The organism is Streptomyces sp. 11x1 (genome assembly GCF_032598905.1).
Classification (GTDB): Bacteria; Actinomycetota; Actinomycetes; order Streptomycetales; family Streptomycetaceae; genus Streptomyces.
In genome coordinates this window covers 1,574,995-1,600,386 of the sequence record NZ_CP122458.1, presented here as the reverse complement: position 1 = coordinate 1,600,386, position 25,392 = coordinate 1,574,995, and the positions used below count along the sequence as shown (strand labels likewise).

Below are 25,392 nucleotides of genomic sequence, written 5' to 3'. Positions count from 1 at the left end.
GTCAGTGCTCCTTGAGGAAATCGGTGACCAGGCGTTCGAACTCCGCCTGCCGCTCCAGTTGGACCCAGTGGCCGCAGCCGCCGAAGACGTGCAGTTGGACGTCACGGATCTGCTTGAGCATCAGCTGGGCGCCGTCGAGGGTGATGGTGCGGTCGTCACGGCCCCACAGCAGCAGGGTCGGGCACTTGACCTTGTGCACGTGCTGCCAGAGCGGGTCCATGCCATGCCGCTTGGCGAAGGCGGCGTTGTAGGCGTGGTAGAAGGCGATGTGGGTCTCGTCGAGGGAGGCCTCGTAGCGCGCCTGTGCCGTGTCGGCCCAGCGCTTGGGCTCGGCGGTCATCACGCCGATGAAGTCCCGCATCTTCTTCAGCGTGGGGCCCTCGCCGTTGTAGTAACGGAACATGGCCTTCTGGCCCTCGGTCGGGGTCGGGCCGAAGGGCAGCCAACCGCCGCCCGGCGCCATCAGCACCAACTTCTCGACCCGCTCGGTGGCTTCGAGTGCGGTGGCGATGGCGGCAGCTCCGCCCAGGCTGTTGCCTAGCAGGTGGAAGCGGTCGATGCCCAGCGCGTCCAGCGTCTGAAGCAGCGCGTCGACCGTGATCTCGGTGATGCTGCGGGCGTCCAGGTCAGCCTCGGTCGGGCGGTAGCTGCCGCCGAAGCCGGGCTGGTCGGGCAGGATCACGCGGAACTGCCGGGTGAGCGCGGGCAGATTCTGGTGGTAGTTGGCCACCGCGCTCGCGCCGGGGCCGCCACCGTGCAGCATGACCAGTACCGGCCCCTCACCGGCCTCGCTGACCGCGATGGTGCCGAGCGTGGTCTGCACGGTGTGCTCGACGAGCTTCACGTCTGCAGTTTCTTCAGTGGTCACGAGCGGGCTCCGGTTCACAGGAAGGTGCTGATGTTCTTGGCGAGCAGGACGTTCTGGTCGAGCAGGATCGTGCGGCGGGCGATCAGTAGCGAGCCGTCCGCACCTCGGCGCAGCACGTCCGTGCGGCCGCCGGCGTAGATGTCGACCTCGCGCTCCAGACGGTTTCGGTAGCAGAGGAAGGCGGACTCGGCGACGTATTCGCCCGGCTCCTCGCCCGCCCGTACCGTCACGTTGGTGATCAGGTGGCGGGTGCGGGAGGGCGGGTCCTCGGCCCAGGCCATGCCGGAGTCGAAACGGCGGATCCGCCAGGCCAGACTCGCCTTGGTCTCGTCGAAGATCGCCACCTCGCCGGGCGAGCCGTCGGCAAGGGCCTGCTGGCGCCGCAGCCGGTTGGTGCGCACCGGTGCCCAGTAGTGCAGGTCGTCGGCGAGCAGCTCCAGCCAGTCGGCGTACCGGTGCTGGTCGAGCAGCTGTGCCTCCAAGGCGTACAGGCGCTGCACCTCGAAGTGAAGCCGGATGTCCTCGTCGACGACCGGTGCGGTCGTCTCCGGAGAGTGAATGCTCATCAGTGGGTCTTCCTGCAGGGCCGCGCTGAGTGCTGTCATTCCAGCGCGGAGCGGGGCGTTTCGGGGAGCGTGCGTGCCGGTGGACGGCACGGGCGTCAGCGCTTCAGCAGGGTGCGCAGGTCGGTTCCTTCGTCGGCGAGCCGCGACAGCTCCACCTCAATGCCGCGGTCGATGAGACGCCGGGCGGCCTTGATGTCACGCGCTCGGTCGATGGCGGCCGCGGCCACCAGCCGGTCGCCGCGCAACCCGAAGACCGTGAAGGCACCGCCGTCCGGTGTCCCGCGCAGCACCGTCCGCTCGGCTTCCGCCATGGTGCCGACCGCCTCCACCCGGGAGCCGTGCCGGTCGGACCAGAACCACGTGGAACCAGGCTCCGGAACCGGGCGGCCGAGGATGCCGCGAGCGGCGGACTCCCCGTCCCGCTGGGCTGCCTCCCAGTGCTCGTGACGGACGCGATGGCCGTCAAGGCGCGCCACGTCACCCACGGCGAAGACGTTCGGGTGGGAGGTCCGCTGCCCGGGACTCACCACAGTGCCGTTGTCCACGTGGAGTCCGGCGGCTTCGCCGAGTTCAGTGGCCGGGCGAATGCCGATACCGGCCACGACTGTGTCGACGGAGACGGCTCCGCTGTACCCGGAAAGCTGCACCAGGACTCCGAGGCTGCCGGGGCGGCGTTCGATCCGTTCGACACCGGCCGTCAGCACCCCGATCCCTTCGGCGGAATGTCTGAGGTGCAGGGCACTCGCGATGTCCTCTCCGACCACCGCCGCCAGCGGCACCGGGACCGGGTCGATCAGGGTGACGCGGCAGCCCAGGCCGTGGGCGACGGCCGCGGCCTCGGCTCCGATCAGCCCGGCTCCGATCACGGCGATCCGGGCACCTGGCAGCAGCTGCTCCCGCAGGCGCTCGGCCTCCTCCCACGTGCGTAGGACATGGACGGCCGGGCCATCGCCCCCAGGTACCGGCAGCGCGCGGGGCGTACCGCCGGTGGCCAGCACGATCCGGTCGGCCCTGATCAAGCGCCCGTCGGCCAGTTCCAGGCCGCCCTCGTGCGGGCGGACAGCCCGGACGGGGGTGCCGTCGTGGAGTTCGACGCGCTGCTCCTCGTACCACTGCTCGGGCCGCAGCAGGATGTCCGGGCGGCGGGCCTTGCCGAGGAGCACGTCCTTGCTCAGGGGCGGACGGTCGTAGGGAAGGCCGCGCTCGGCCGAGTAGAGGGCGATGTCGCCGTCGTATCCTTCGCTGCGCAGTGCGTCGGCCGTCGACACGGCGGCCAGGCCGGCGCCGACGACGGCGATCCTCCCCGGGGCACTCATGCGCCGGCCTTCTCACCGGGGTGCAGCCAGATGCCGCCGTCGCGCTCCTCGACCCGGTGGGTGCGCTGGGCGAGGGTGGCGGGCATGCACTGCGGTTCGCCGGACTTCAGGCAGAACCGGGCGCTGTGCAGGGGGCATTCCACCTCGCCGTCCTCGATCCAGCCGTCAGCGAGCGAAGCCTGGCCATGGGAGCAGGTGTCGTCGAGGGCGTAGTAGGCACCGCCGTCGTGGAAGACGGAGATGGCGTCGGTGTGGCCGGTGGCCTCGGCGGGCACCCGCAGCGCTTCACCGCCTTCGATCTCGCCGACGGCGGCGACCTGAATTCCAGTGCCGATGGTGCTCATGGGGTGTCCTTCTCGTGCCAGGCGGGGGTGTTCATCAGGTCGCGCCAGCGGGCGTAGAAGCCGCGGGCCGCGCCGTCGGTGTAGAGGCGGCCGGTGGTACCGGGGTGAACGCCGTCGTCGGCCTCAAGTCCCAGGCCCATCTGGTAGTTGAGGGTCATGGAGCCGGCCACGAAGCCGTGGGCGGTGGCCTGGCACTCGCTCCAGTTCTCGCCGTCGTCCTGCTCGAAGATGCCGGACGGTCCGAACGTGCGGAGGTTGTAGAGGCGTTGGGCGTTCTTGACCTCGTCGGGCATGGACTTGTCGACGATGGTCCAGGCCCAGACCTCCATCTTGTCCGGACCCTTGGGGTGCCAGACCCGGATGGAGCCGTTGACCGGCAGGTAGGAGAAGTTGGGGAAGACCGTGCCGTGTCCGGTGGTCATGGGGCCCTCGACGCGGGCGTCACCGAGCCGTTCGCGCAGCGCGGCGTAGTCGTACCACTCGTGCACGACCCGGTCGTCGAAACGGCTCTTGGGGTGGGTGGGGAAGCCGTGACCGTGCCCGAGGGAGTCGGTGTACTGGCGACCCGGCGTCTGCACGATCTCCGTCTTCGGCCCCTTGCCGCTCGGCGACATCACCATCAACGCCGAGGCGTGCGAGATGTTGACGTGGTACCAGTCGGAGGCGAACTGCTCGGCGGCGAGCTTCCAGTTGCCTTCCAGCACCCACTTGTGCACGCCGCCCACGACCTCGGTGCCCTCCGGATCCCGGTCGAGCATGGCGTCCAGGTACCAGGCAAGTCCGCCGAGCGCCTCGACGAGCGGCGGGGCCTCGGGGTTCCAGGTCGCGAAGACGAGTCCCTTGTAGGTGTCGAGCTGGGCGACCTCGATCAGACCCCACTGGTCCTGATCGAAGTGGGCCGGGTAGTCCTCGCCATTGGGTACGTTGGTCAGCTTCCCGGACGTGTCGTAAGACCAGCCGTGGTAGCTGCATGTGAACGCCTTCGTGGCGCCCGCGTCGGCGCGACAGACCCGCATGCCCCGGTGCCGGCAGGCGTTGAGGAACGCCCGCAGCTTGCGATCACGCCCCATCGTGACGATGACGGGATCCTCACCCATGTATGTGGTGAAGAAGTCGCCCGGCTTCGAGAACTGGCTCTCGTGCGCGAGGAACAGCCAGCTCGGTGCGAAGATGCGACGCAGTTCCTGCCGGTAGAGGGCCTGATCGCTGAAGATCGTGCGGTCGACCAGCCCCCGGTCCAGGTCGAAGTAGGGGGCGACGTCGACCGACGTCTCCGGCACGCCGGCAAGCCGGTCTCCCCGGCGCATGGGCGCGGTTGTCATCGCTGGACCTCCTCGGGCTGGTTCGTGCTCGTGAAGCGGCACGGAACGGTGGTGGTCGGTTCCGGTGAGCGCCCCGGTTCCCCTCGGAGGCTCGTCCCGTCACTGGGCTGTCGCTGCATGGGCTCAGGAAAAGCCGTTCGGCTGCACATCGCCCAGCAGTCGTGCCGGGATACGGCACAGCGCCGCCGGAGTCGGCGACCTCACACACAGGAGACGTCCGCTTCCGTTTACAGTCCTGACATCGACCATTTAAAATGGACAGGCGTCCACTAAAGTGGCCACCTTGCAGAGTCGCCGGAGGCCGTCATGCCACTCTCTTCACCCGATTCACCCCACGTCCGGCCCACGCCGCACGGAGATCCCTGCGGGGGAGCCGATCAGCAGACCGCGGTCGACAAGGCCCTCGTCCTGCTCAAGTCCCTCGCCGAGGTGGACGGGCAGATCGGCGTGAGCGATCTGGCTCGCCGCGCGGGATTGACCAAGTCGACAGCCTTCCGGCTGCTTGGGATCCTGCAGCGCAACGATCTCGTCGAGCGGGTGGGCAGCGACTACCGGCTGGGCGCTCAGCTCTTCGACATCGGTATCCGGGTCTACGGTCAGGCACCTCCCGTGCTGCAGGAACGGCTCGTGCCCCACCTTGCGGACCTCTACGAGCTCACTCACGAAACCGTGCACCTCGCCGTGCTGCACGGCACCGACGTCGTCTACGTCGACAAGATCCACGGGCACCGGGCGTCCCGCTCCCCGTCTCGCATCGGTGCCCGCCTGCCGGCGTACTGCACGGGGGTGGGCAAGGCGCTCCTCGCCTACGACCACGACGCCGCAGAGGCAGCGATCGCGGCGGGGCTGACGGCCCACACCAGCAACACGGTGACCGATCCCGACCGCTTCCGGGCCGAGCTGGGACGCATCCGCAGAGACGGCCTCGCCTTCGACCGCCAAGAGGCCGTCTCCGGCCTCGTCTGTGTCGCAGTGCCGATCATGGGGTCCGCCGGGCGTCCGGTGGCCGCCCTCTCCGTCGCGGGCGCCGATGGGCGGTTCGATCCCGTCCGCTACGCGCCGGCCCTCCGCCGGGTGGCCCACGCGGCGGCGCGCACGGTCAACGCGGCGACGCCCCGGACGGCCGCACTGTCCGGGCTCGCCGAGGTTCGGGCAGCATGACCGAACCGGGGCCGCCGCGACTCGCGCAGCAGCCCGGTACGCACGCCGCCGCGGCAGACGAATGGGGGGCCAGCCTGGGGTCGCCCCCAGGGCTCAACGACCGGTTGCGGTTGTCCCGCCCGACGTGAGGTCGAGCGCGATGTCCACGATCATGTCCTCCTGACCGCCGACCAGGCCCCGTCGGCCCACCTCCAACAGGAGCGTGCGCGCGTCGACGCCGTAGCGCTGCGCGGCGTTCTCGGCGTGGCGCAGGAAGGAGGAGTACACGCCTCCATAGCCGAGGGTAAGCGTTTCTCGGTCCACCTGGACCGGGCGGTCGCGAAGCGGGCGGACCAGGTCGTCGGCGGCATCCTGGAGTGCGAACAGGTCGCAGCCGTGCTTCCAGCCCTGCAGGTTCGCCACGGCGATGAACGCCTCGAGGGGACAGTTGCCGGCCCCCGCGCCCTGCCCGGCGAGGGAGGCGTCGACGCGGGTGACGCCCTCCTCGACGGCGACGACGCTGTTGGCGACCGACAACGAAAGGTTCTCGTGTGCGTGCACACCAATCGCGGTGCCCTCGTCGAGGACATCCCGGTAGGCGCGGACGCGCTCGCGTACGCCGTCCAGGGTGAGGCGGCCGCCGGAGTCGGTGACGTACACGCAGTGGGCGCCGTAGGACTCCATGAGCTTGGCCTGGGCGGCGAGTTCGGCGGCCGGGGCCATATGGCTCATCATCAGGAATCCGGACACGTCCATGCCGAGGTCGCGGGCCTTGGCGATGTGCTGGGCAGCGATGTCCGCCTCGGTGCAGTGAGTGGCGATGCGCACCGAGCGCACGCCAAGAGCGTGGGCGCGCTCCAGTTCGGCGATGGTGCCGATACCGGGGAGGAGCAGGGTCGTGAGCACGGCGTTCTCGATCGCGTCCGCCGCGGCCTCGATCCACTCCCAGTCGGTGTGGCTGCCCGGACCGTAGTTCAGTGAACCGCCCGCCAGACCGTCGCCGTGCGCGACCTCGATGGCGTCGACGCCGGCCGCGTCGAGGGCCGCCGCGATGCGGCCCACGTCAGCGGGGTCGATGCGGTGCCGGATGGCGTGCATCCCGTCCCGCAGGGTCACGTCCTGGATGTACAGATTGCGGCTCATCGGTGGGCCTCCGAGGGGGCGGTGTCGCGCTGGGCGATCGACTCGGCTACCCGCAGAGCGGCCGAGGTCATGATGTCGAGGTTTCCTGCATAGGCGGGCAGGTAGTGAGCGGCGCCCTCGACTTCGAGGAACACCGAGATGCGGGTGGTCACCGGGCCGGCGCCGTCCGGCACGAGGGTGTGCACGGGTTCACCGTCCGCGATCGGGGTGAACTGCACCTCCTGCTTCAGCCGGTAGCCGGGCACGTACTGCGCCACCCGCTCGGCCATCTCCTTGACGGAGGCACGTACCGCGTCCTGGTCGACGTCACCGGTGAGGCAGAAGACCGTGTCCCGCATGATCAGGGGAGGCTCCGCCGGGTTGAGGACGATGATCGCCTTGCCACGGCCCGCGCCGCCGACCTTCTCGATGGCGTGCGAGGTGGTCTCGGTGAACTCGTCGATGTTGGCGCGGGTGCCGGGACCGGCCGACTTGGAGGCGATCGAGGCGACGATCTCCGCGTAGTGGACGTCGGTCACCGCGGAGACGGCCGCGACCATGGGGATGGTGGCCTGGCCGCCGCAGGTGACCATGTTGAGGTTGTCGGCCCCCGCGTCGAGGTGCTCCTCCAGGTTGACGGGCGGTACGACGAACGGGCCGATGGCAGCGGGCGTGAGGTCGATGAGCTTCTTGCCGTACGGTGCGAGCCGGTGGGCATTGGCCAGATGGGCCCTGGCCGAGGTCGCGTCGAAGACGATCTCGATGTCGTCGAAGTGCGGCATGGCGATGAGACCCTCGACGCCCTCGTGGGTCGTGGGGACCTTCAGGCGTGCGGCGCGGGCCAGGCCGTCGGAGGCGGGGTCGATGCCGACCATGGCGCCGACTTCCAGCGTGTCCGACAGGCGCAGGATCTTGATCATCAGGTCGGTGCCGATGTTGCCCGATCCGATGATGGCGACCTTGGTCTTGGGGGGATTCATGCGTCTCTCTTTTCGGAGAAGGCGGCGGTGACTTCGCCGAGTGAGCTGATCTCGGCGCGGATCCGGGTTCCGGGCGGAGCGGGGACCATGGGACCGAGCGCGCCGGACAGGACTACCTGCCCCGCGCGCAGCGGCTCGCCGAGCGACACGGCTGTGCGGGCCAGCCAGGCCAGGGCGTTGAGCGGGTCGCCGAGGCAGGCGGCGCCGTCGCCCTCGGAGACGAGGACGTCGTCGGCGTACAGCCGCATGGTGGTCTCGCGCGGCTCGAACTCGTCGAGGGTGAGCCGGTGTTCGGCGAGCACGAACAGTCCGCTGGAGGCGTTGTCGGCGACCGTGTCGGTGAGGGTGATGTCCCAGTTGGCGATGCGGCTGTCGACGATCTCCAGGGCGGCGACCGCGTAGTCCACGGCATCCCTTATCCGTGCAAGCTCGAGGTCGCCGTCGGCCAGGTCTTCCTTGAGCACGAAGGCGATCTCCGCCTCGGCTTTGGGCTGGAGCAGCCGGCCGGATGGCACCTCGGGCAGGCCTGAGACGTCCATGTCGGCGAAGAGCACCCCGAAGTCGGGCTGGTCGACGCCGAGTTGCTGCTGCACGGCTGGGGAGGTCAGGCCGATCTTCCGGCCGGCCACCAGGGCTCCCGCGGCCAGCCTCCGCCGCGTGAGCGCCTGCTGGACGGCGTAGGCGGCTGCGATGTCGTGCTCGCCGAGCAAGTCACGGACCGGAGACACGGGCCGGCCTTCGTCCAGCGCGGTGGCGAGTCTGCGGGCCGCCTCGTCAACTGCCGTACGGGTCATGGCCGTTCACTGTCCCTTCGCCGTGGTGACCGCGAATCCGGCGATCCATGCGGGGATCGCCTCGTAGAAGCGGGAGTTCATCTCGTACGAACCCGAAGCCGCCGCGAGAGAGGCATACGCCGCGATCCAGGTGCGGACCTCGTGGGCGGAGCCTCCGCCTTCCTTGGCCATGCCCTCGACCGTCCAGGAGTCGAACTCCGTGAGTTCGCCGCGCTCCAGGTGGTCGAGGAGCCGGTTGTCCCAGACGGGGTTGATCGGGATCATCGCCGTCGATCCGGCGGCGTAGTCCCGTCCGGCCTGGACCACACGCTCCTCGCCCTTGGCGCGCTGCTCCGGCGTCGGGGGGTGTCCCTCGATGAGCGCGTCGGCGACGCGGGGCGGTGCGCCGTCCAGGACCGGAACAGGCGGGTCGTGGGACAAGCCGCCGGAGGCGAGGAAGAGCACCCGTTTGTCGAGTCCGGCGGCGGCCCGCCCCAGCGCCGTGCCCAGCGCCCGGACGCGGCTGACCGGGCCCAGCGGGGTGGCGACACCATTGATGAACACCGGAACGACCGGCACCCGGTCGATGCCGCCGAACAGCACTTCGAGCGGCTGCGCGAACCCGTGGTCCACGGTCATCCGGGACGAGATGGTCAGGTCGACGCCGGCGTCGAGCACCCCTTGGGCCAGTGCCTTCGCCGCGGCGGTGTCGACCGACAGCGCTCCGGCCCGGGAGCCGAAGTCGCCCACGGCGTGGGCCTCGGTGGCCAGGCAGAACGGGGGCATCTCCTTGTAGAAGAAGCCGTTGTAGTGGTCGGGCGCGTAGAGCACCACGAGTTCCGGGTCGTAGGCGTGGACGAAGGCCCTGGCCTTGTCGACGGCCTGGTTCACGCGGGCCAGGACGTCCGGAGCAGGGTCGTTCTTGCCGATGAGGGGCGAGTGGGAGAGCCCGACGGCGGCTGCGGTCATGGCGGGGTCCTTACTGCGTGGGCGGGTGGATGACGAGCTTTCCGGTCAGCCCGCCGTCGATCATGAGCTGGAAGCCCTTGTGGATGTCCGTGAGCGGCAGGGTCCTGTCAATCACCGGTCGAGCACCGGTGGCTTCGAGCATGCGGAGCATCGCGACCAGTTCGGCGCGAGTACCGCCGGTGGAGCCGAGGATGCGCTGCTGGAGGTAGAACACGCGGCCCAGATCGGCGGGCGGATTGGTGCCGCTCGTGGCTCCGGCGACGACGACGGTGCCGCCGGGGCGCAGGGACTTCAGCGAGTGCGACCAGGTCGCCTCGCCGACCGTCTCGATGACGACGTCGACGCGCTCGGGCAGCCGTTCTCCGGTGGGGAGCGCTGCCCGGACACCCCAGGTGAGGGCCTCGGCGCGCTTGGCCTCGCTGCGGCTGGTGGTGTAGACGACGGCACCGGCCGCCACCGCGAGCTTGATCGCGGCGGAGGCGACCCCGCCGCCCGCACCCTGCACGAGGACACGGTCGCCTGCGGTGATCTGAGCCTGCGTGTACAGCATGCGGTAGGCCGTGGTCCAGGCGACAGGCAGACAGGCGGCCTCGTCGAAGGACAGCCAGGCGGGCTTCGGGACCAGGTTGCGGGTGGGCACGGTCAGGTACTCGGCGAAGGCCCCGTCGTGCTGCTCGGACAGCAGCACACGGTTCGGGTCGAGGGTCTCGTCGCCGCGTCCGGCGTCCGGGTCGCCGATCACCGGGTGGACGATGACCTCGTTGCCGTCCTCGTCGTATCCGGCTGCGTCGCAGCCGAGCACGATCGGCAGACGCTCCGGCGGATGTCCCACACCGCGCAGGGTCCACAGGTCGTGCATGTTGAGAGAGGAAGCGACGACACGGACCCGGGACCAGCCGGGCCTCGGCTCGGGCTCCGGGACGTCGCGCAGTACCAGCCCCGACAGAGGGTCGGCGGCGCTCTGGGAAATGGCGGTTGCAGCAAGCACGAGGTCACGTTCACCCAGATACGGAGCAAAGCCCTAGCCGGTGTGCCACAGTGCAGCACACAGGTGAGCGGAGTTCGATGCCGCAGAGGGGACTCCGAGGGATGTATGCCGGAGCGCACCCGGGTGGTGGCGGGGCATATGCGTGAGCGGTGCCGTCCTCCATGAGCCGCATCTTTGGCCGCCACAGACACCGAGTTCTGCTCAGGGCGGCGCAGCTCGCTTCGCCCTTGTGGGCGCGCCGCTGCCGCAGGCACGCGTGGAGCCGAGTCTGAACTCGAAAATGGCTCGGACGGACACCTCACCGGGCGGCTCGTGAAGGAGGCGGCGCTGTGTTTCCGGCGGGCGGACCGGCCTCGCCGACCCGGCCGGTCCGCTCCCGTTGCCGTCGCGGCAAGCCCGGAACCGGCGAGTCGGGTGATCCGGGAGGGCACCACGAAGTCCCCGAACCCGCTCCTCGTACGAGATCCTGGACCGCATTGGCGATCGGCTGAGGCCAGGTCCGTGCCTCGCCGCAGTCGGTTCAAGCGGTCGTGCCGCTGCATGGCACGACGGCCGCGGCAGTGCTCAGCGCGTTCCGTTGCCGTGGGTTCGCGTGAGGTTCGCACCGCCCGTGCCAGGCTGAACGCGGGGCACACTCACCACGATGTGCACCAGGCTCTCGCCCGCCAGCGACTCGTACACATGGGGCCGATCGCCCGGGTAGCGCGCGAAGTCCCCTTCCGACAGCTCCAGTGGGTTGTCGGAAGGTCCCACGCGCACCCTGCCGCTGATGACGTACAGGTGCTCCAGAGTGCCCACTGGGTGCGGCTCGGAGGGCTTGCCCACGCCATCGGGGTGGGGGGCAATACGGACCACATAGTTCTCGATGACGCCCGAACCATAGATGTGGTCGAGTGACCGTGCTTCGTATCCGCCGTGCTTCTGCCACACGACGTCGTCGCCCCGCTGCACGGTGATCACCTGCTCCCGCTCGGCCACCAGCCGGGTCACCGGAACGCCTAGTGCCCCTGCGATGGAGAACAGGGTGTCGACCGTGGGGTTGCCCGTCCCCTGTTCCAGATTCGACAGCGTTTGCTTGGCCAGCCCTGCCCGTCGGGCCAGCTCGGCGATTGAGAATCCGCGCTGCTCCCTCAGAAGGCGCAGGTTGCGCGCGACGACGGCGTTTCCTTGTGACACGAGCCCACTCTATGAGGTCCGGTCGACGACCCATTCGTCAGCCCGGTCCGGTGAGACGAGCCAGGCAGGCGACAGGGCCTCCCGGACGGCCCCTCCAACGAATGACATCGTCGTCGGTAGTGGCAGTGCCGGGCCACGGCCTGACGCGTTCGCCGCCATCGCGACCACGGTGGGCACAGTGCGGCACCTCGATCCGTCGGTGCTCGCCACGGTGCTCGACGTCAACGTGACCGGCAACTGGCGGTTCATCCGGACCAGGAGTCGGTCAAGGCCGCAGTTCAAGCCGTGGCCGAGGAGTTCGGCGCCATCGATGTCGCCGTGTCCAATGCGGGTATCGGTCCAGAAGGCAACGTCGGTGACCGTCGTGCCCCCATGCGCACGTGAGAGGTCCCGGTAGCAGGCCTTCAGGCGACGCTTGGCCCTGGAGCGAGACGCTGCTGGGCGTCACGCCGAATGCCTGCTTGAAGGCTGTGCTGAAGGAAGGGCCTCTTCCACACCCGTGGGCCTGGTCGCGAGCCGGCGACTGGCCCTGGCCGCTTGCCTTGCCAGGGTCAGCCCCCTGGATGACGATGAGGGTAGCCGCTCCGGCGGCCCCGACGCAGGCAAGGCGCCATGACGGAAGACACCACGGCATCCGGTCGGCTCTCTCCGACAGTGCTGGCGGCAGCACGTTCAGTGGATGCTGTCCTCGCCACGGACGGCAGAGGTGCGGTGACTCAATGGAGCGCCGGTGCTCACGCGCTGTGGGGATGGTCCTGGCAGGAAGCCGTTGGTCTGGAACTGGCGGATCTGTACACAGCCGACGGAGTACCTCGGCACAAGGACGGCCACACCTTCGACGCGCCGACGCAGATCACAGCGCTGACGGTAGAGGATCAGCGCGTTGGGTTCCTGGTGACGGCCGATCTCGGGGCGGAGGAGCAGGCGCCAGACAACGCCCTGATGTCCTGGCTGTTCGATCAGTTCCCGCTCGCGATTTCGATCACTGACGGTGAGGCCCGTGTTCTGAGGAGCAACGAAGCGATGTGCCAGCTCCTGGGGCTGAGCGAGGAGGACATCCGTACACGGCTCATGACCGAGGCGGCGCCGGGGGTTGCTACCGCCGAAGATGTCCGGCGTGTGCGCCGCGTCGTCGCGACGGGCGAACCAGTGACCACAGAGAGGTTCGTGAAAGTCCCGGGTGAGACGAAGGCCCATGCATGGGCCGCGGACTTCTTCCCACTGCGGGACTCCACCGGCCGAGTGCGCGCGGTGGGCTGTGCGGCATGACTACTCGCAGCAATACGGTTCGAGGGAGCGCCTGGCGCTGATGGGCGAGGCGCGAACGCGGATCGGTGAGAGCCTGGACGTCACGGGAACCGCTCAGGAAGTGATCAAGGTTGCCGTACCACGCTTCGCGGACGCCGTCAGCATCCATCTGTGCGAGGTCATATTTAACGGAGATCTGCCCGCTCCCATCCTGTCCGGCCCCGTGGCGCTGCGCCGTGCTGACCCTCCTCCGGAGCAGGCCGGCGGGAAACCGGCCGCACCCGTCGAGACGGTGCATCCTGAGTCCTCACGCATCGCCCGGTGTCTGACCGCCGACCGCGCCGAACTCCTCCGTGTCGGAGCCTCGGAGATTGACCGCTGGGTCGGTGACGCCTCTGGACCGACGGCCGGCCTGCCCCGGGGCGAGCCCCACCCGCTGATCGCTGTACCGATCCCCGTGCGCGCGGTCTCTAATTCGAGAAGGATTCTGCCGCGCCCAGGCCGTCGCGTTCGCCGTCCCCGCCCTACAGCCCGCTGGCTCAAAGCCCACCACCCCGCCGCCCTCTACGCCGGCTTGCTGGAACACGACCCCGGCATGTGGCCCCTGCGTGTCATCGTCGCCGACGCCCGCCGCCACAACGTCCCCGTCCTCCCCGTCGACATCAACCACTCCGAGCCCGCGTACACGGTCGAGGAGACGCCGGACAGCTGGGGCGTGAGGATCTCCCTGTCCTCGGAACACGGCACCAGCGAAGACGAGGTCGTCAGGATCGCTGCCGCACAGCCCTACAACTCGCCCCTCGACCCGGCCAGGACGGAGCCCGGGCACGGCGCTCGCGAGGGCCCCGGAGTGACCGCCCGCTGCGCGTCGAATCCTCGGCAGCGTTTCGTCATGGAGTTGCGCGCCGGCAGGAGCCGCATGCCGGCGTCGGCGTCGTAACGCCACACCGAGGACTGCCCGGCGCGTTTCATCCCCGGCCGGTCACTGTTCTACGCGACGCAGGACCAAGCCCTTGAAGAGGTAGGCCGCCTCCACGGCGACGGGAGATGGCTCGGAGCGGTCGTGCAGCCACCCTCTCGCGTCCGCACCGGAGCGGACGACATGGCTTCTACAGTTCGGCGGCGAGCTCGGCCCATTCCTTGTCGCTGGTGACGTCGAGCCGGCGGCAGCCAGGGGTTCCCGTCACATCGGTGGCGATGACACGGGCGCCTTCCCTCGTGAGGGCCTCGGCCGCCCCCTGGCCGCGGGCCGCTCCGGTGATGACGACGACCTTGCCGAGCAGCCGCTTGCTGCGGAGTTCGCTTACGGCCGCTCCCGCGAGCGGCGCCTGCCGACCGGCAGGGCGACGGGTTCGGGACCGGGCACGACGGTGTTGGAGACGGTGCCGATGCCCTCCACCGTGAGGGTGACGACGTCGCCCGGTTTCAGCGGGGGCGGCGTCTGCTCGCCGCGCAGGCCCCACAGCTCTGCCAGGCAGCCACCGTTGCCGCAGGTGCCGGAGCCGAGGACGTCACCGGGAACGACGCGGGTGCCGCGGGAGGCGTAGGCGACCATCTCCTCGAAGGTCCAGCTCATGTTGGACAGCAGGTCCTTGCCGACGACCTCGCCGTTGACCTCGGCGGTCAGGGCCAGACGCAGGAAGCCGTCCGGGTCGCGGAAGGGTTCCAGTTCGTCGGCGGTGACCAGGTACGGCCCGAGCGTGGTGGCGGTGTCCTTCCCCTTGCAGGGGCCGAGGCCGATCTTCATCTCGGCGGACTGCAGGTCGCGGGCGGACCAGTCGTTGAAGATCGTGTAGCCGACGATGTGGTCGCGGGCCTGTTCGGGGGTGAGGTCGCGGCCTTCGAGCCCGATGACGGCGGCGACCTCGAGTTCGAAGTCCAGAACGCTCGATCCCGGGGGTACGGGGATGTCGTCGTACGGGCCGAAGACCGCGTAGGGATTGGTGAAGTAGAAGGTCGGGGCGGCGTACCACTGCTCGGGCACCCCGGTGGCGCCGTCAATGGCCCGCCGTACACCCTCGACGTGCTCCTCGAAGGTGACGAAGTCCCGCACGGTGGGCGGCTGGAGCGGCGCGAGCAGCCGCACCTCGGAGACGTGCGGGCCGGCCGGGACGTCCTGCGTCACGGAGCCTGCAGCCAGCAGGTTGCGTAGGCTGCCTCCCTCGGCGAGCAGGTTGGTGAGTGAGCTGACACCGGGCAGGGGGCGGAGCGTGCCGTCCTGGTCGAGGACGGCCACATGGCGCCGGCTGCGGTACTCGTATGTGGCGAAGCGCATGGGGGCTCCTGTCGGAGGGAGTGCGGGCGCGCGGGCCCGGAGGCGCTACGGGCGGACAAAGCCGACCGTCGCTGCGCTCCGGGCGGCCGGGGGCTAACGGTTGGACAGGTGACAGGTCAGACCGGCGGGGCGACGAAGCAGCCGCGGTCGGGGTCGTTGAAGGACTCCTTGGCGACCAGTTCGTTCATCGGGTTGGCGGTGCCCCACTGGTCGGCGACCTCGGGCTGGGAGAAGTCGTAGACGTGCGGGTGCCAGGTGTCCTCGTCCAGCAGCTCCAACTCCGTCGTGTACTCGACGGTGTTGCCGTGCGGGTCGAGGAAGTACGTGAACGTGTTGTCGCCCGCCAGGTGCCGGCCCGGGCCCCAGATCTTCTTGAAGCCGGCCCGCAGCACCCGGCCGGAGCCACGCATGTACTCGTCGATCCCGCGCATCTCGAAGGAGATGTGGTGCAGCGCGGTGTGCGGGCCCTTCGCGATGGCCATGGAGTGATGCTGGTTGCTGATGCGCATGAAGTGCATCGCCTCACCCATCCTGGGGTGCATGAGGGAGTCGGTGAGGCGGAAGCCGAGGTGGCGCTCGTACCACTCCCGAGTGCGGTTCAGGTCGGGGGAGTTGAGGACGACGTGGGACAGCTTGACCGGGATCGACTCCTTCTCCTCGATCCTGCGGTGCTGCCGCACCTCGACGTCGGCCGAGACCTCGATGGTGCGCCCGTCGACGTCGAAGAAGCGGAAGCCGTAACCGCCGCCGGGGGTGTCGACCTTGCCGGGCTGGGAGACCAACTGCACGCCACCGGCGAGGAGTTGTTCGGCGAGGGTGTCCACGTCCGCCTCGCTCGCTGCGCCGTACGAGACGAGGTCGAGGCGCTTCTCCTCGGCCTTGCGCAGCCGTACGACGTACTGTTCGGGGCTGCCCTCGGCGGCCAGGAAGGAGATCCCGGAGTCCTCGGCGACCTTGGTCAGGCCCCAGACACCGGAGTAGAAGTCGAGCTGCTTGTCGTAGTCGGGCACGGCCAGGTCGACGTGCCGCAGGTGGGTGAGCAGACGTGCGGTCATGGTTTCAGTCCTTCCGGAGGAGTTCGGCGGCGTTGCCGCCTCGTACGGCGTGGAAGTCGGGGTCGGACAGACGGGCCGCGCGCAGCGCGCCGACCGGGTCCTCGGTGCCCATGTCGAAGGGGAAGTCGGAGCCGAGCAGTACCCGGTCGGCGCCGACGACGCGGATAAGCTCCCGCAGGACGTGCGGGTCGTGGACCAAGGAGTCGAAGTACAGGCGCCGGAGATAGCTGCTGGGCAGGTGGGCGCAGCTCGCGCCCGCGTCGGAGCGGGTCGACCAGGCGTGGTCGGAGCGGCCGATGTGGGTGGGCAGGTAGCCGCCGCCGTGTGCGGCGATCACCTTCAGGTCCGGGTGGCGGTCCAGTACGCCGGAGAAGATGAGGTGGGACAGCGCGACCGCGTTCTCCGTGGGCTGGCCGACGCTGTTGGACAGGTACCACTGGTCCAGGCGCTCGTCGAGCGTGCAGCCGAAGGGGTGCAGGAACAGGAGCGCGCCCGTCTCCTCGGCCCGTGCCCAGAAGGGCTCGTAAGCCGGATCGGACAGCTCGCGGCCCGGAGCGTGCGAGGAGATCTCCACGCCCGCCAGGCCCTGGTCCAGAGCGTGTTCGAGGGCGAGTACAGCCTGGTCCGGGTGTTGCAGCGGGACCAGCCCGAGGCCGTGCAGCCGGTCCGGCGCCTGGGCGCAGTGCGCGGCCGTCGCCTCGTTGGCGAGCCGGTACACCTTCTCGGCCGTCTCCTCGTCCGCCCAGTAGTGGTAGTGCGAGGGCGACGGGCTGACCAGCTGCACATCCACGCCCTGCGCGTCCATCGCGGTGAGGCGTACGGCGACGTCGGTGAGGCGTGGGATGCGCTCGCACACCATGGGCCCGTTGACGGCGAGCGCGGCCGGGCCGTTGCGGCGGGCGTCCAGCGCCCGGGCCGCCGCGAGGCCGGGGTGATCGGCGACGGCCGCCTCCACCTCGGGGACCAGGAGGTGGGCGTGGACGTCGACTGTCGGTGTGGTCACGGCAGTTCCCTGAGCGGGATGAGGGTGCGGGCGATCAGACCGGGTACGTCGGCGTCGCGCACGCCGTCCAGCTGCCACTGCCCGAGCTGGACCGACGCCTCGACGACCGGCCGGACCCGTTGGATGCGGCGCTCGTAGAACTCCTGGAGCAGTGCGTCGTCCCAGTCCCGCCCGCCGGTCAGCAGCTCGGCCGGCACGGAGGCGTCCTCCGGGGACAGGGCCGCCCCCTGGGCCGGGGTGGGCGGGCAGCAGTGCGCCGCGTCGCCGATGAGGACGACCCGGCCGCGATGCCAGGAGCCCTCCACGGAGGCCTCGATCAGGTCCACCTCGACGTCGGCGCGGCGCGGCAGGACCGTCACTGCGTTGCCGGCGGCGCTGCCGCCATCGATGAGGACTCTGCTGGTGTTGCTCATGGGGAACTCCTTCGTTCCGCTGCTACTTGACGGCGATCGGATTGACCGGAGAGCCGACGGCGCCGGTGATGGGCAGCGGCGCCGCGGTGAGCCAGAACTCGTACACACCGTCGTCGGCACAGTCCGCCGCGAGCGCGTCGAGGTCCCACATCTCGCCGATCAGCAGACCCATGTTGGGGATGACGACCTGGTGCAGCGGCTGGAAGGCGCCCTCGAACTCGTTGGGGCGGACTTCGAAGCCCCAGGTGTCGGTGGCGATGGCGGCGATCTCGGTGCGGTGCAGCCAGCCGGCGTGGTGAACGACAGGCCGGGCGCGGGTCCGCCCGCGTAGTCTCCCCAGCCGTCGCGTCGCACCCGGGCGAGCTGTCCGGTCCGTACGAGGACGATGTCACCGCGTCCCACGGTCACCCCGTGAGCTTCGGCGGTCGCGCTGAGATGCTCCACCGTGATGGCGAAGGCGTCCGACAACTCGCCCTCGTCACCGCAGACTTGGCCCACGTCCAGCAGGACACCGCGTCCGGCGACGTGCGGTGCCATGTGCTCGATGCCGGTGACGAGGTCGCCTTCGGAGGTGACCACCTTGTTGGCGCGCCGTCCGTTCCAGGCGAATCCGTGGTCGAAGATGTGGCCGAGCCCGTCCCACTGGGTCGAGCACTGCAACGGCATCGCGATCACGTCGTCGGCGCCGCCGATGCCGTGCGGGAAGCCCTGGTTGCCGAGGACGGCGTCGGTACCCGTGTCGAGCATGGTGTGCACCGGGTTGGTCCGCCGGCGCCAGCCCTTCTGCGGGCCGTTCATGTCGAAGCGCTGCGAGAGAGAGAAGCTGACATCCCGGCGGACCAGGGCGGCGCCCTCACGCCGCTTTGCCTCGTCGGGGAAGTTGAGGGTGCCCAGGATGTCGTCCGCACCCCAACGCCCCCAGTTCGAGTACTCCTTGGCGGGATCGGCGATCGCGCCCTCCGGGTCGCGGCGGTCCAGGCTCATGTCGTTCCCTCCGCGACACAGCGGGTGCGCTGCACGCCGAGGCCCGTGACGGCCCCCTCCATGACGTCGCCGTCCCGCAGCAACCGCCCCCAGTGGATGCCGTTGCCGGCCGGGCTGCCGGTCAACACCAGGTCGCCGGGCAGGAGCCGGGAGGTCTGCGAGATGTACGACACCAGCCGGGCCACGCCGAAGATCATGTCCTTCGTGGACTCGTCCTGCATGGTCTCGCCGTTGAGCCTGAGCGTGACGCGCAAGTCGTCCGGGTCGGCGATCGACTCGGCGGGCACGATCCAGGGTCCCAGCGGGGTGAAGCCGGGAACGTTCTTGCTGCGCAGCCAGTCGGTGCCGATCTGCGGCATGTCCCGGCGGAAGACGGTGGCACGGTCGGTGAGGTCGTTGGCGATCGTGTAACCGGCGACATGGTCGAGGGCACTCTCGACGGACACCCGGTGGGCCGGCCGGCCGATGACAACCGCCAACTCCAGCTCCCAGTCCGGCTTTTCAGCCCAGGAGGGCAGGACGACATCGTCGTACGGGCCGACGATCGCGCTCGGCAGGCCGATGAACACGTACGGCAGCTCCTCGGCCGCCCGCCGGTCCATGATCTCCGCGGCCTCGGCGCGCCGATCCTCCTCGGAGCGGTCGTCGGCGGGGTCCCGGTGGGCCACGTGCAGGTCGATCACGTGCTGCCGGTAGTTGGCTCCCGACTGCAGCACCTGGCGCGGCTCGATGGGAGCATGCACCTGGAAGTCCGCCAGGGGCCGCCGTTCGGTCCCGGGGGCGGCGGCGAGCGCGCGCAACCGGGGGAGGGCGACCGCCCACTGCTCGAGCAGACCGCGCATCGTCAGAGCGTCGTCCCGCAGGGCCGTGCGGAGGTCGGCCACCTGACTGTCGGCCGTGACCAGGGCGGGAAAACGCGGATTGCCCGGGGCCGAGAGGGTGGCGAGGGCGAAAGGGCCCGCGAACTGAGCGGATGCGGGTTCGGGTTTCACGGACATGTCCTCCTGATTGCGGGTGGAAAAGCGGGCCCTGGACGCGATCCGAACTGCCGGGGCCGAAGTACGTGAACACGTCTGGAGGTTGGTCGGTGAAAGAGCTCCGGACGCCGGCGGGCAGGTGGTCGTGGACCTGGAGGGGGTGCTGGTCATCGCGCACTCCGAGAAGCAGGACGCGGCCGCTGCCTGGAAGAAGACCTTCGGGCACCATCCGTGGATGGAGTACGTCGACCACGGCCAGGGCAGGTCCGGCGAACCCGTGGCCGGCCTACTGCGTCTGGGGAACGCGGGCAGCAACACCGCCGCCGACCATGTCGAAGCCGCCCGGCTGGCCCTGGCAGGCCGGCTGAGCGGCAACAGCACGTACGTCAACGGTCGTACGGTTGATGCACGTCCAGCAGGAAGACGGCATGCGCGCCTCTGCGACCCGGTGTGGTGCGCAGAGGCGCGGCACTCAGGCCGACGGGAAGCTGCTGATGAGCTGGCTCATGCTCATGAGGGCCCGGTTCAGGGTGCCCGAGTCGGCGATCACGGTCTGGCCTGTCATCACCTTGTTGTGCCGGGATGCGAGGAGTGCGTAGAAAGGCCCGTACTCCTCCGGGGTGGGCAGATGCTGAAGGGGCGTGCCCCATTCGAACTCCGCACGGAAGGCGTCCGCAGGAATGTCCGACTGCTTGGACTCCTGCAGGTCGAGAGCGCCCGGCCCGCGGAGCTGACTGCCCGCGATGCCCGTAGGGGCGACGGCGTTGACCCGTACCCGCGGGGCGAACTCGAACGACAGCTGGTTCACCAGGCTGCGCACCGCCCCCTTGCTGGCCGTGTAGGCCGCGCCGCCGCCGTCGGCTGCGAACGCCGCCTGGGACGCGGTGAGCACGATCGCCCCTTCCTCGGCCTGCAGCAGGTCGTGCATGATCCGCGCGGTCAGCGCGTAGCCCTTGACGTTGATCGAGAAGACCTCGTCGAACAGGTCGCCGACGCGCTCGACGGGGATGTCGGCCAGCCGGACGTTACCGTCGAAGATGCCCTGCGCGCCGATGAGGGAGGTGAGCCGGCCGTAGCGGTCCTCGATCTGAGACCGGCAGGCACGAAGATCGTCGATGCTGCGCACGTCGCCGTGCACGACGAGGACGTCGTCGCCGAACTCCTGCTTCAGCCCGAGCACCTTGGCCTGGTCGTATTCGAGGATCGCCAGCTGCGCGCCCTGTTCGAGACAGTGGCGGGCGACTCCGAGACCGAGGCCCGAGCCGCCGCCGGTGACGAGTACGATGTGGTCGTCAAGCAGCTTCATGGGTGGTGCGTTCCTTCCGGTTGGTGCACGACAGGGTGGTGTCGAGGTCGGGATTGTTCGTGCGGGCGAGCGCGAGTGCCTCGTTCCAGGTGCCGCCGCGTGCGAGCAGCTTGCGGTAGTCGCGCAGCGAGCGGACACGCCCGCGGGCGAACGCGGCGTGGAACTCGCCGGCGTGGCCGAACAGGACGAGAAACTCGCCCGTGTCGAGTGAACCCTCGACGAAGAGGCTGCGGTCGCCCGCGCGGCGGCGGCCGTAGCACTGGAACCGTACGCCGTACTGGTCGGTCCAGAAGTACGGCACTCCCTGGTAGGGCGTGGTCTCGCCGCGGGCGATGTTCAAGCCGATGTGCCGGCCCTGCTCGACCGCATGGGTCCAGTGCTCCACGCGTACGCGCTGGCCCAGCAGCGGGTGGTGGAACGCGGCCACGTCACCGGCGGCCCACACGCCGGGTACGTTGGTCCGGCCGGCGGCGTCGGTGACGATCCCGCCGGTCACCTCGACCCCGGAGCCCGCCAGCCAGTCGACGGCGGGTTCGGCGCCGATACCCGTGAGCACGAAGGGGGCCCGGTGCACACTTCCGTCCGTGAGCCGGACCTCGTACGCCCCGGGTTGTCCCGTGACCGACGCCACCGCGACGGCACTGCGGAAGCGGACCCCGCGTGCGGTGTGCAGGTCGCGGAGATGGGTGGCCAGCTCGGGCCCCAGTACGGGCTCCAGCGGCAGCGGGAGCGCGTCGAGGACCGTGACCGTCACGCCCCGCGCGACGAGAGCGGCCGCGACCTCCAGTCCGATGAAGCCGGAGCCGATCAGGGTCATCTCGCCGTATCGCGCCGCGGCCTCGCGCAGCACCCGCAGGTCCTCGGGGGTGCGCAGGGCCGGCAGTACCTCGCCGGCGAGGGTCCTCATCTCGCGGGGGCGGCTGCCGCAGGCGATGACCACAGCGTCCCAGGGAAGTGCCTCGCCGTACGTGGTCACCACATAGCGGCGGTCGACGTCGAGGCCTGCCGCGGCGTGCCCGAGACGCAGGTCGACGCGGTTCGCCTCGATGCGTTCGGGAGAGCGGAGTTCGAGGAGTTGCGGGTCCTCCTCGGCGACAAGCAGGGCCTTCGACATCGTGGGCCGGTCGTACGGCTGGTGCAGTTCGGCGCCGAGGACGGTGATGGAGCCGGTGAATCCGGCCTCCCGGAGGCCGTCGGCGGCGCTGAGGCCGGCGGCGGAGGCTCCCACCACGACGACCCGCTCAAAGCCGCCGGTCACGGCTTGGGTCCCGAGTTGAGCGCGATGGCCTGTGCGGGGCACGCGCGGGCGGCCTCTTCGAGGTCTTCCCGCTCGTCGGCGTCGACGGTGTCGCGCAGGAGAACAGCCGTCGGGCTGCCGGGCGGGGTGTCGAAGACTTCGGGCATGACGCTGACGCAGATGCCGTAGGACTTGCAGCGGGTGCCGTCGAGGGAGACGGAGAGGTTGTCGCTCACAGGAAGACTCCAAGGTTCGGAGTGGCCAGCGCCGTTTCGGTCAGCACGATTTCGCGGGACAGCAGGCGTGGGCCCGACGGTGTGAGGCGGAGCTGGTCGTAGCGCCTGCACGGGATGAGATCGAAGTGCGGGTCGATGCCGCGCTGGCGGTAGACCAGCAGGGCGCTCGACACCTTGATGACGTCGGGGCGGTCGCTCTCCTCGACCTCGACGCTGCCCACGATGCGCAAGGTGCGGGACGGAGGTACCTCCGAGTACGCGTGGTCGGTGTTGAGCCGGTCCAGGCGCGTGCGTACGTGGGCCTTGGTGTCCCGGAGCCGGAAGGCGTTGCGGTCGATCTCCTTGGAACGCGGTTCAGCTGCCTGCCGGATCGGCACGGTGTAGAGAAGTTCGTCGTCAAGGAGTTCGTACCACTCCTCCTCGCGGCCCTCGTCGAGCAGCCGGGCCTCCAGCGCCAGGAACTGGGTGGCCAAGGCCTGAAGTTCGGGGTTGGCGCTCACGGGCGGGACGATGCGGGGTGTGTCGGTCGTGGTCATGCTGACTCAGCTCCTCCGGTGCCGGGGCCGGTGTTCCCGCGCATCACGTTCAGCCAGTGTCGGTAGAAGTGGAGCTGCCCGTGCTCGCCGTAGCCGGTGTTGCGCTTGCGGCCCGGGCCGGTCCACGAGGGGTCGGGCGACTGGTCGACCTGACTGTTGTTGCCCTGCTGGAAGTGGAACTCCATGCCGGCCTTGCGCATCCACGGACTTTGGGCGGCGCGCGGTGCGCCTTCCCAGGCGACGGTGTCGTCCTGCTCGAAGATGCCTGCCGAGCCGAAGGTGAACTGGCCGTTCACGTAGGAGTCGCGGGCCTCGTCCTCCGACATGAAGTCCCAGACGAACTGCCAGTTCCACAGTTCGATCTCGCCGGGGCCGATCGGCTGCCACTGCCGGAAGCTGGTGATCACCGACAGGGGACCGCCCGACACGGACGGGGTGTTCACCCGGATGAAGCTGAGGTTCGGGAAGATCGTTCCGACCGTCGGCGGCTCGTGGTTGACTACGTGGAGCTGTGCCTCGTCCAGGCCCGACAGGTCGAAGTGCTGGGTGATTTCCGGCGCGTAGCCCCAGAGCACGTAGCCGGGATGGACTGCCTTGGTCCAGGCGTGGCCGATGAAGGCATGGCCGTTGTCGAATTCGTATGTGCGCGCCATCGCGCACATCATCTGCAGCCCCTGGGCGATGGCGACCTCTTCCGTGCTCTCGTGCAGTGTGCCGATGTGGTAACCGTCGCCGGCGAAGTTCTCGGCGGCCGTCTTCCAGTCGGCGTGCAGCCGGTAGCGCTCCGGAGGCCCGGCGACCCGCATGCCGCCGGGCGCCAGCCCGACGATCAGGTCGAGCATCCACCCGGCCCCGCCCAGGTACTCGTCCAGGGACGGTCCGTCCGGGTCCAGCGAGGCGAAGACGAAGCCCTGCCGGGTGGCCACCCGGGGCGCGCGTATCAGGCCCCACGCCTTGGGGTCGAGGCGCTCGCCGTAGGCGTCGTGCAGGTGCGGGGTGCCGACCAGGTCACCGTTGTTGCTGTAGGTCCAGCCGTGGTAGGGACACTTGAAGAACCGGGAGTTGCCGGCATCGGTCTGGCACACCTGAGTGCCTCTGTGACGGCAGTAGTTCGACAGCACGTTGATGCCGCCCTTGCCGTCGCGCGTGACGATCACCGGATCGAGGCCGATTCTGCGCTGCACGAAATCACCCGCCTTGGGGATTTCGCTCTCGTGCGCGACGAACACCCAGCACTTGGTGAATATCTGCTCGATCTCGGCGCGGAACACCGCCGTGTCGTTGAAGATTTCCACCGGGACGAGATCGTTCTTCAGCGAGGCCTCGACGCGGTCCAGGAGGGCAGCGGCATCAGCCGTTTCTGGAGAGATGGCAGTCATGGGGCTCCCTTGCCTCAGTCGTGCTCAGCAGGGGCGATCAGCGGATTTCCGTGGCCCTGCCTGCGGCTCGAGACGTCAGGGTATGGCTGTCATCACATGGTGAAAAGCAATTCCCGTCGATGGGTCGGCATTGATCCAATCGATGGAACGCGGCCAGGCTCCTCCTGGCCGGTCCTGTCTCAGTCGGCTGCCGGGGCGGGCGGTGTGTCCCGGATATAGGCATCTGCGAAATGGCGCATGCGCTGCCGCAGCCAGGCGTGGCCCGGATCGTCGTCCATGCGTTTCATCCAGACCATCATTTCGGTTCCCGGCTGCAGCTCCATGGGAGGTTCGAGCAGCCGCAGGCCTGTCGCCAGGGCGATGCGGCGCCCGAGCGATTCGGGGATCAAGGTGATGAGCCGGGTACCGCTGATCAGGAACGGGGCGAGTTCGAAACTCGTGGTGACCTCGACGTGGCGCGGGATGCCGAGCAGGTCGAGTTGCAGTTCGCCCAGGGAGGGTCGCCGGTCGGGGCTCGTCGCGAGATACGGCAGCTCGCTGAACTCCTCGACCGAGATGCTCTCGCCCACATCGGGGTGCTCCCGGTCGACGGCGAGCACGTAGCGGTCGGTGTACGCGGCCTCACTGCACAGGTCCGGCCCGCTGGGCACCAGCTCGCGCGGCACGACGACGAGGTCGATCTGGTGGCGGGTCAGCTGTTCCGCGTACTCCTCCGCGAAGGGCTGGATGCGCAACCGCACGTTCGGAGCCTCGGCCGGCAGCTGCACCAACAGCGGATGCAGTACGGCGACGGCCGCGTAGCTGCTCGCCATCACCGAGTACGTCCTGTGGTCGGTCGCGGGATCGAAGCTGTCGCGCTGTGACAGCAGCGACTTGATGTCGGTCAGCGTCTTCTGCACTGGCTGCACCAGCGACTCGGCAACCGGTGTGGCAACCATGGTCCGCCCCTGCCTGACGAGGATCGGGTCGTTCAGGAGCTTGCGGAGCCGAGCCAGCGTCGAGCTCATGGCCGACTGTCCGACGGACAGCCGGGCCGCCGCCGCGGTCACGCTCCGTTCCGCCATCAGGGCGTCGAAGGCGACGAGCAGGTTCAGATCCACCCGGTTGAGATCCAGGGGCGCATTGGTGGTGGGCATCGACCGGATTCCCGTCTGTGCTGAAGCATGCCGACAGAAGTCG

General features: G+C 69.5%; 23 protein-coding genes and 5 pseudogenes. 4 read left to right on the top strand and 24 right to left on the bottom strand.

Annotation, left to right across the window (positions count from 1 at the left end):
- Position 1 precedes the first annotated feature (1 nt).
- The 5 genes from P8T65_RS07195 to P8T65_RS07175 all read right to left on the bottom strand — a co-directional run bounded on the left by P8T65_RS07195 (position 2) and on the right by P8T65_RS07175 (position 4,416).
- Positions 2-868 (bottom strand): alpha/beta fold hydrolase, encoded by an 867-nt coding sequence (locus tag P8T65_RS07195; RefSeq protein ID WP_316724529.1) that lies wholly within the window; start codon positions 866-868, stop codon positions 2-4.
- A 14-nt stretch (positions 869-882) separates the two neighbouring features.
- Positions 883-1,434: a 3-phenylpropionate/cinnamic acid dioxygenase subunit beta gene (locus P8T65_RS07190; RefSeq protein WP_316724528.1), complete on the bottom strand. Its 552-nt coding sequence runs from the start codon at positions 1,432-1,434 to the stop codon at positions 883-885.
- A gap of 95 nt (positions 1,435-1,529) precedes the next feature.
- The gene (locus P8T65_RS07185) at positions 1,530-2,750 is read right to left on the bottom strand and encodes an FAD-dependent oxidoreductase (protein WP_316724527.1); all 1,221 of its coding nucleotides are present in this window, start codon (positions 2,748-2,750) and stop codon (positions 1,530-1,532) included.
- The gene (locus tag P8T65_RS07180) at positions 2,747-3,094 is read right to left on the bottom strand and encodes a bifunctional 3-phenylpropionate/cinnamic acid dioxygenase ferredoxin subunit (RefSeq protein ID WP_316724526.1); all 348 of its coding nucleotides are present in this window, start codon (positions 3,092-3,094) and stop codon (positions 2,747-2,749) included. The genes P8T65_RS07185 and P8T65_RS07180 overlap by 4 nt, the downstream gene beginning before the upstream one ends.
- The gene (locus tag P8T65_RS07175) at positions 3,091-4,416 is read right to left on the bottom strand and encodes an aromatic ring-hydroxylating dioxygenase subunit alpha (protein WP_316724525.1); all 1,326 of its coding nucleotides are present in this window, start codon (positions 4,414-4,416) and stop codon (positions 3,091-3,093) included. The genes P8T65_RS07180 and P8T65_RS07175 overlap by 4 nt, the downstream gene beginning before the upstream one ends.
- Positions 4,417-4,722: 306 nt before the next feature.
- On the opposite strand from P8T65_RS07175, the gene P8T65_RS07170 reads away from it, so the two are divergent.
- The gene (locus P8T65_RS07170; RefSeq protein ID WP_316724524.1) at positions 4,723-5,577 is read left to right on the top strand and encodes an IclR family transcriptional regulator; all 855 of its coding nucleotides are present in this window, start codon (positions 4,723-4,725) and stop codon (positions 5,575-5,577) included.
- Positions 5,578-5,670: 93 nt separating this feature from the next.
- Here the strand turns inward: P8T65_RS07170 and dmpG are convergent, their stop codons facing one another.
- From dmpG to P8T65_RS07140, 6 genes are all read right to left on the bottom strand, one after another.
- Positions 5,671-6,699, bottom strand: a complete 1,029-nt coding sequence (dmpG, locus tag P8T65_RS07165; protein ID WP_316724523.1) for a 4-hydroxy-2-oxovalerate aldolase — start codon at positions 6,697-6,699, stop codon at positions 5,671-5,673.
- The gene (locus P8T65_RS07160; RefSeq protein WP_316724522.1) at positions 6,696-7,658 is read right to left on the bottom strand and encodes an acetaldehyde dehydrogenase (acetylating); all 963 of its coding nucleotides are present in this window, start codon (positions 7,656-7,658) and stop codon (positions 6,696-6,698) included. Before P8T65_RS07160 ends, dmpG begins: the two co-directional genes overlap by 4 nt.
- Positions 7,655-8,452 (bottom strand): fumarylacetoacetate hydrolase family protein, encoded by a 798-nt coding sequence (locus P8T65_RS07155; protein WP_316724521.1) that lies wholly within the window; start codon positions 8,450-8,452, stop codon positions 7,655-7,657. Before P8T65_RS07155 ends, P8T65_RS07160 begins: the two co-directional genes overlap by 4 nt.
- Positions 8,453-8,458: 6 nt before the next feature.
- The gene (locus P8T65_RS07150; RefSeq protein ID WP_316724520.1) at positions 8,459-9,400 is read right to left on the bottom strand and encodes a 3-carboxyethylcatechol 2,3-dioxygenase; all 942 of its coding nucleotides are present in this window, start codon (positions 9,398-9,400) and stop codon (positions 8,459-8,461) included.
- Between the two features lie 10 nt (positions 9,401-9,410).
- Positions 9,411-10,388 (bottom strand): zinc-binding dehydrogenase, encoded by a 978-nt coding sequence (locus P8T65_RS07145; protein ID WP_316724519.1) that lies wholly within the window; start codon positions 10,386-10,388, stop codon positions 9,411-9,413.
- A 564-nt stretch (positions 10,389-10,952) separates the two neighbouring features.
- Entirely contained in the window at positions 10,953-11,564 is a 612-nt protein-coding gene (locus P8T65_RS07140; protein WP_316724518.1) for an XRE family transcriptional regulator, read from the bottom strand.
- Positions 11,565-12,176: 612 nt separating this feature from the next.
- Here P8T65_RS07140 and P8T65_RS07135 point away from each other — a divergent pair.
- A complete protein-coding gene (locus tag P8T65_RS07135) occupies positions 12,177-12,833 on the top strand; it encodes a PAS domain-containing protein (protein ID WP_316724517.1) in 657 nt (218 codons plus the stop codon).
- 461 nt (positions 12,834-13,294) lie between these two features.
- Positions 13,295-13,617: pseudogene (locus P8T65_RS07130) on the top strand (DNA polymerase III subunit alpha); the annotation flags it as partial.
- Positions 13,618-13,924: 307 nt separating this feature from the next.
- Here the strand turns inward: P8T65_RS07130 and P8T65_RS07125 are convergent.
- The 7 genes and pseudogenes from P8T65_RS07125 to P8T65_RS07095 form a co-directional block, all read right to left on the bottom strand.
- Positions 13,925-14,095: pseudogene (locus tag P8T65_RS07125) on the bottom strand (3-oxoacyl-ACP reductase); the annotation flags it as partial.
- Positions 14,096-14,115: 20 nt separating this feature from the next.
- Positions 14,116-15,087 (bottom strand): fumarylacetoacetate hydrolase family protein, encoded by a 972-nt coding sequence (locus P8T65_RS07120; protein WP_316724516.1) that lies wholly within the window; start codon positions 15,085-15,087, stop codon positions 14,116-14,118.
- A gap of 116 nt (positions 15,088-15,203) precedes the next feature.
- Entirely contained in the window at positions 15,204-16,142 is a 939-nt protein-coding gene (locus tag P8T65_RS07115) for a VOC family protein (RefSeq protein ID WP_316724515.1), read from the bottom strand.
- Positions 16,143-16,146: 4 nt separating this feature from the next.
- Complete coding sequence (locus P8T65_RS07110; protein WP_316724514.1) at positions 16,147-17,145, bottom strand: amidohydrolase family protein; 999 nt, start codon at positions 17,143-17,145, stop codon at positions 16,147-16,149.
- Positions 17,142-17,450: pseudogene (locus tag P8T65_RS07105) on the bottom strand (FAD-dependent monooxygenase); the annotation flags it as partial. The gene P8T65_RS07110 and the pseudogene P8T65_RS07105, both read right to left, overlap by 4 nt.
- 130 nt (positions 17,451-17,580) lie before the next feature.
- A pseudogene (locus P8T65_RS07100) lies at positions 17,581-18,542 on the bottom strand (cyclase family protein).
- Complete coding sequence (locus tag P8T65_RS07095) at positions 18,539-19,540, bottom strand: fumarylacetoacetate hydrolase family protein (RefSeq protein WP_316724513.1); 1,002 nt, start codon at positions 19,538-19,540, stop codon at positions 18,539-18,541. The pseudogene P8T65_RS07100 and the gene P8T65_RS07095 overlap by 4 nt, the downstream one beginning before the upstream one ends.
- A 22-nt stretch (positions 19,541-19,562) precedes the next feature.
- On the opposite strand from P8T65_RS07095, the pseudogene P8T65_RS07090 reads away from it, so the two are divergent.
- A pseudogene (locus tag P8T65_RS07090) lies at positions 19,563-19,877 on the top strand (IS1380 family transposase); the annotation flags it as partial.
- 114 nt (positions 19,878-19,991) lie between these two features.
- Here P8T65_RS07090 and P8T65_RS07085 read toward each other — a convergent pair.
- The 6 genes from P8T65_RS07085 to P8T65_RS07060 all read right to left on the bottom strand — a co-directional run bounded on the left by P8T65_RS07085 (position 19,992) and on the right by P8T65_RS07060 (position 25,349).
- Positions 19,992-20,825: an SDR family oxidoreductase gene (locus P8T65_RS07085; RefSeq protein ID WP_316724512.1), complete on the bottom strand. Its 834-nt coding sequence runs from the start codon at positions 20,823-20,825 to the stop codon at positions 19,992-19,994.
- Complete coding sequence (locus tag P8T65_RS07080; RefSeq protein WP_316724511.1) at positions 20,812-22,083, bottom strand: FAD-dependent oxidoreductase; 1,272 nt, start codon at positions 22,081-22,083, stop codon at positions 20,812-20,814. Before P8T65_RS07080 ends, P8T65_RS07085 begins: the two co-directional genes overlap by 14 nt.
- Complete coding sequence (locus tag P8T65_RS07075) at positions 22,080-22,298, bottom strand: ferredoxin (protein ID WP_316724510.1); 219 nt, start codon at positions 22,296-22,298, stop codon at positions 22,080-22,082. The genes P8T65_RS07080 and P8T65_RS07075 overlap by 4 nt, the downstream gene beginning before the upstream one ends.
- On the bottom strand, positions 22,295-22,834 hold the full coding sequence (locus P8T65_RS07070; protein WP_316724509.1) for an aromatic-ring-hydroxylating dioxygenase subunit beta: 540 nt from the start codon (positions 22,832-22,834) through the stop codon (positions 22,295-22,297). The genes P8T65_RS07075 and P8T65_RS07070 overlap by 4 nt, the downstream gene beginning before the upstream one ends.
- On the bottom strand, positions 22,831-24,213 hold the full coding sequence (locus P8T65_RS07065; protein WP_316724508.1) for a Rieske 2Fe-2S domain-containing protein: 1,383 nt from the start codon (positions 24,211-24,213) through the stop codon (positions 22,831-22,833). Before P8T65_RS07065 ends, P8T65_RS07070 begins: the two co-directional genes overlap by 4 nt.
- Positions 24,214-24,392: 179 nt before the next feature.
- The gene (locus P8T65_RS07060; RefSeq protein WP_316724507.1) at positions 24,393-25,349 is read right to left on the bottom strand and encodes a LysR family transcriptional regulator; all 957 of its coding nucleotides are present in this window, start codon (positions 25,347-25,349) and stop codon (positions 24,393-24,395) included.
- Positions 25,350-25,392 lie beyond the last annotated feature (43 nt).

Bases quoted from the DNA above. Each gene is read 5' to 3' on its own strand.
- P8T65_RS07155 (WP_316724521.1), bottom strand. From the start codon at position 8,452: ATGACCCGTACGGCAGTTGACGAGGCGGCCCGCAGACTCGCCACCGCG.
- P8T65_RS07095 (WP_316724513.1), bottom strand. From the start codon at position 19,540: ATGTCCGTGAAACCCGAACCCGCATCCGCTCAGTTCGCGGGCCCTTTC.
- P8T65_RS07185 (WP_316724527.1), bottom strand. From the start codon at position 2,750: ATGAGTGCCCCGGGGAGGATCGCCGTCGTCGGCGCCGGCCTGGCCGCC.
- P8T65_RS07115 (WP_316724515.1), bottom strand. From the start codon at position 16,142: ATGACCGCACGTCTGCTCACCCACCTGCGGCACGTCGACCTGGCCGTG.
- P8T65_RS07065 (WP_316724508.1), bottom strand. From the start codon at position 24,213: ATGACTGCCATCTCTCCAGAAACGGCTGATGCCGCTGCCCTCCTGGAC.
- P8T65_RS07175 (WP_316724525.1), bottom strand. From the start codon at position 4,416: ATGACAACCGCGCCCATGCGCCGGGGAGACCGGCTTGCCGGCGTGCCG.
- P8T65_RS07170 (WP_316724524.1), top strand. From the start codon at position 4,723: ATGCCACTCTCTTCACCCGATTCACCCCACGTCCGGCCCACGCCGCAC.
- P8T65_RS07150 (WP_316724520.1), bottom strand. From the start codon at position 9,400: ATGACCGCAGCCGCCGTCGGGCTCTCCCACTCGCCCCTCATCGGCAAG.
- P8T65_RS07160 (WP_316724522.1), bottom strand. From the start codon at position 7,658: ATGAATCCCCCCAAGACCAAGGTCGCCATCATCGGATCGGGCAACATC.
- P8T65_RS07180 (WP_316724526.1), bottom strand. From the start codon at position 3,094: ATGAGCACCATCGGCACTGGAATTCAGGTCGCCGCCGTCGGCGAGATC.
- P8T65_RS07190 (WP_316724528.1), bottom strand. From the start codon at position 1,434: ATGAGCATTCACTCTCCGGAGACGACCGCACCGGTCGTCGACGAGGAC.
- P8T65_RS07085 (WP_316724512.1), bottom strand. From the start codon at position 20,825: ATGAAGCTGCTTGACGACCACATCGTACTCGTCACCGGCGGCGGCTCG.
- P8T65_RS07135 (WP_316724517.1), top strand. From the start codon at position 12,177: ATGACGGAAGACACCACGGCATCCGGTCGGCTCTCTCCGACAGTGCTG.
- P8T65_RS07060 (WP_316724507.1), bottom strand. From the start codon at position 25,349: ATGCCCACCACCAATGCGCCCCTGGATCTCAACCGGGTGGATCTGAAC.
- P8T65_RS07120 (WP_316724516.1), bottom strand. From the start codon at position 15,087: ATGCGCTTCGCCACATACGAGTACCGCAGCCGGCGCCATGTGGCCGTC.
- dmpG (WP_316724523.1), bottom strand. From the start codon at position 6,699: ATGAGCCGCAATCTGTACATCCAGGACGTGACCCTGCGGGACGGGATG.
- P8T65_RS07070 (WP_316724509.1), bottom strand. From the start codon at position 22,834: ATGACCACGACCGACACACCCCGCATCGTCCCGCCCGTGAGCGCCAAC.